Annotated in this window: 3 protein-coding genes; all 3 read left to right on the top strand. The window is 65.2% G+C overall.

Annotated elements, in window-relative coordinates; genetic code table 11:
* Positions 1-124: 124 nt before the first annotated feature.
* The 3 genes from L2A60_RS19970 to L2A60_RS19960 all read left to right on the top strand — a co-directional run bounded on the left by L2A60_RS19970 (position 125) and on the right by L2A60_RS19960 (position 3,893).
* The gene (locus tag L2A60_RS19970; RefSeq protein WP_235706214.1) at positions 125-622 is read left to right on the top strand and encodes a (2Fe-2S)-binding protein; all 498 of its coding nucleotides are present in this window, start codon (positions 125-127) and stop codon (positions 620-622) included.
* A gap of 73 nt (positions 623-695) precedes the next feature.
* Positions 696-3,086 (top strand): xanthine dehydrogenase family protein molybdopterin-binding subunit, encoded by a 2,391-nt coding sequence (locus tag L2A60_RS19965; protein ID WP_235706213.1) that lies wholly within the window; start codon positions 696-698, stop codon positions 3,084-3,086.
* 15 nt (positions 3,087-3,101) lie between these two features.
* Complete coding sequence (locus L2A60_RS19960) at positions 3,102-3,893, top strand: FAD binding domain-containing protein (RefSeq protein ID WP_235706212.1); 792 nt, start codon at positions 3,102-3,104, stop codon at positions 3,891-3,893.
* Positions 3,894-3,933 lie beyond the last annotated feature (40 nt).

Here is a 3,933-nt window from a genome sequence, read left to right as displayed (position 1 = left end):
CCGATTCCGAGGCTGACCGCATATTCGTAAAAATTTATTCGTTGGCGGGGCGGCATAATGGCGCGCTTCCCTTGACCAAATCCCGCGCTGGCCACCATCATGCGGGCAACATAAGGAGGACCCAATGCCCCAGGTCAATCTGACGGTGAACGGCAAGGCGGCGACGGCCACGGTCGAATCGCGCACCCTTCTGGTGGAGCTGCTGCGCGATTATCTGCATCTCACCGGAACCCATATCGGCTGCGATACCAGCCAGTGCGGCGCCTGCGTCGTTTCGGTCGACGGCAAATCGGTGAAATCCTGCTCGATGCTGGCGGTGCAGGCCGAGGGTGCGACGGTGCTCACCATCGAGGGGCTGGCGGCGGCGGACGGCACGCTGCACCCGATGCAGGAGATGTTCCGCGAGCATCACGCGCTGCAATGCGGCTATTGCACGCCGGGCATGGTGATGAGCGCGATCGATCTGGTCGAAAGCCACCCGGACGGGCTGACCGAGCAGCAGATCCGCGACGGGCTGGACGGCAATATCTGCCGCTGCACCGGCTATCACAACATCGTCAAGGCGATCGCCGCCGCATGGCCGCTGATGCACGGCAGGCAACTGCCGCAAGCCGCCGAATAGATCGATCCAAAAAAACAAAGACTCCCGCGCCGGTATCGTCCAGAGCGGGAGCGGAAATATCGGGAGAATATCCATGAACGACATCATCAAGGGCGGAATCGGCGATTCCGTGAGGCGCACGGAGGATCATCGGTTCCTGTCCGGCCACGGCCACTATACCGACGACATGAATCGCCCCGGCCAGGCCCATGCGTACTTCAAGCGGTCGGACGTGGCGCACGGGGTGATCAGGTCGATCGACACGTCGGCGGCGGCATCGATGCCCGGCGTGGTCGCGATCTTCACCGGCGAGGATTTCGCCCGCGACAATATCGGCGGCGTGCCTTGCGGCTGGCAGATCCACAGCAAGGATGGCTCCCCGATGATCGAGCCGCCGCACCCCGTGCTGGCGCAGGGCAAGGTGCGTTACGTGGGTGATGCGATCGCCATGGTGATCGCCGAAACCAGGCAGCAGGCGAAGGACGCCGCCGAGGCGCTGGTCATCGACATCGACAGCCTGCCGGCGGTCGCCGATCTGCGCGCCGCCGCCGCACCCGATGCGCCGCTGGTGCATGACGATGCCAAGGGCAATGTGTGTTTCGACTGGCATATCGGCGACAAGGACGCGGTCGATGCCGCGTTCGCCCAGGCGCACAAGGTCGCGACAATCGACCTCGTCAACAACCGGCTGATCCCGAACCCGATGGAGCCGCGCGCCGCGATCGGCGAATACGATCTTTCGTCGGGCGAATACACGCTCTATACCACCAGCCAGAACCCGCACGTGATCCGCCTGCTGATGGGCGCCTTCGTGCTGCACATCCCCGAGCACAAATTGCGCGTGGTCGCCCCCGATGTCGGCGGCGGTTTCGGGTCGAAGATTTTCCATTATATCGAGGAAGCGGCGGTCACCTGGGCGGCGGCGCAAGTGCATTGCCCGGTGAAATGGACCTGCGAGCGCGGCGAAGCCTTCATCACCGACGCGCATGGCCGCGACCACGTGACCCATGCCGAACTGGCGCTGGCCGAGGACGGCAAGTTCCTCGCCCTGCGGGTCAGGACGATGGCGAATATGGGGGCGTATCTTTCGACTTTCGCGCCCTCGGTGCCGACCTATCTGCACGCGACATTGCTTGCCGGCGTCTATACCACGCCCGCGATCTATGCCGAGGTGAAGGCGATGTTCACCAATACCGTGCCGGTCGATGCCTATCGCGGCGCGGGACGGCCGGAGGCGACATTCCTGCTGGAGCGCATCGTCGATGTCGCGGCGAAGGAACTGGGGATGGACCGCATCGCGATCCGCCGGCGCAACTTCATCCCGGCCGATGCCTACCCGTATCAGACGCCGGTTGCCCTGCAATATGACAGCGGCAATCACGAAGCCACCCTCGCCAAGGCGATGGACCATGCCGGCTGGGCCGGGTTCGAGCAGCGCCGGGCGGAGGCCAAATCGCGCGGCAAGCTGCGCGGCATCGGCGTCTCGACCTATCTCGAAGCCTGCGGCATCGCGCCCTCGGCGGTAGCCGGTGCGCTGGGCGCGCGCGCCGGGCTTTACGAGGTCGCGAACGTTCGCGTCCACCCGACCGGATCGGTCACGGTGTTCACCGGCACCCACAGCCACGGCCAGGGCCATGAGACCACCTTCGCCCAACTGGTCGCCGACCAGCTCGGCGTGCCGTTCGAGGCCGTCGAGGTGGTGCATGGCGACACCGCGAAAATTCCGTTCGGCATGGGCACCTATGGCAGCCGTTCGCTCGCCGTGGGCGGTTCGGCGATGGTCAAGGCGATGGATAAAATCATCGCCAAGGGCAAGAAAATCGCCGCCCACCTGATGGAAGCCTCGACCGACGACATCGAGTTCAAGGAGGGCAAGTTCACCGTCGCCGGCACCGACAAATCCAAAGCCTTCGCCGAGATCGCGCTGACCGCCTATGTGCCGCACAACTACCCGATCGAGGAAATCGAGCCGGGCCTCGACGAAACCGCGTTCTACGACCCGAAAAACTTCACCTTCCCCGGCGGCTGCCATATCGCCGAGGTCGAGATCGACCCCGAAACCGGCGTGGTTTCGCTGCTCAACTTCACCGCGGTCGACGATATCGGCCGGGTGATCAACCCGATGATCGTGCATGGCCAGGTGCATGGCGGCGTCGCCCAGGGCATCGGCCAGGCGCTGCTGGAACACGCGATCTATGACGAGACCGGGCAGTTATTGTCCGGCTCGCTGATGGACTACACCATGCCGCGCGCCGATGACCTGCCGAATATCCGTGTCGGCACCGAATCCACCATGTGCACCCACAACCCGCTCGGGGCCAAGGGGGTGGGCGAGGTGGGTGCCATCGGCAGCCCGCCCGCGGTGATCAACGCGGTGGTCGATGCGCTGCGCGACTACGACGTGACCCATATCGACATGCCGGCGACAGCGCAGAAAATCTGGTCGATCATCCAGGGCGCCGGGCCGCGCATGGCCGCCGAATAAGCAGGAGACAGAGCGATGTACGAATTCGAGTATCAGAAACCCGGCTCGGTCGCCGATGCGGTCAAGGCGTTGGGCGACCCGGACGCCAAGGCGCTCGCCGGCGGCATGACCTTCATCCCGGTGCTCAAGCAGCGGCTCGCGAAACCCTCTGCCGTCGTCGATCTCGCCGGGTTGGGTCTGACGGGTATCCGCCGCGAGGGCGATGCGATCGTGATCGGCGCGATGACCACCCATCGCGAGGTGGCCAACTCCGCGGAGGTCGCGCGCGCGATCCCCGCGCTTGTGTATCTGGCCAGCCATATCGGCGACCGGCAGGTGCGCTACCGCGGCACGATCGGCGGCTCGCTCGCCAATAACGACCCGTCGGCCTGCTACCCCGCGGCGGTGCTCGCACTGGGGGCGACGATCAAGACCACCAAACGCAGCATCAAGGCCGCCGACTATTTCCAGGGCATGTTCACCACGGCGCTGGAGCCGGACGAGCTGATCACCGAGGTCTCGTTCCCGATCCCGGAAAAGGCGGCCTATGAGAAATTCCCCAACCCCGCCTCGCGCTACGCGATGGTCGGCGTGTTCGTCGCCAGGACCGCGCAGGGCGTGCGCGTCGCGGTGACCGGTGCCGGCACTGACGGTGTGTTCCGTCACACCGCGATGGAAGCGGCGCTGGGCAAATCCTTCAGCGCGGACGCGATCAAGGACGTGACCACGCCCGAGAGCACCATGAGCAGCGACATCCATGCGAGTGCGGCCTATCGCGCGCATCTGGTCGGCGTGATGGCGCGCCGCGCGGTCGCCGCCTGCGGATGAATTTCTGCTCCAATCGTTGAGGTGCAGGGGCGGCGCAACC

It is taken from the genome of Acidiphilium iwatense (genome assembly GCF_021556475.1).
GTDB lineage: Bacteria > Pseudomonadota > Alphaproteobacteria > Acetobacterales > Acetobacteraceae > Acidiphilium > Acidiphilium iwatense.
Note: the sequence above shows the minus strand (reverse complement) of the source record. Positions and strands in the feature narration are given on the sequence as shown.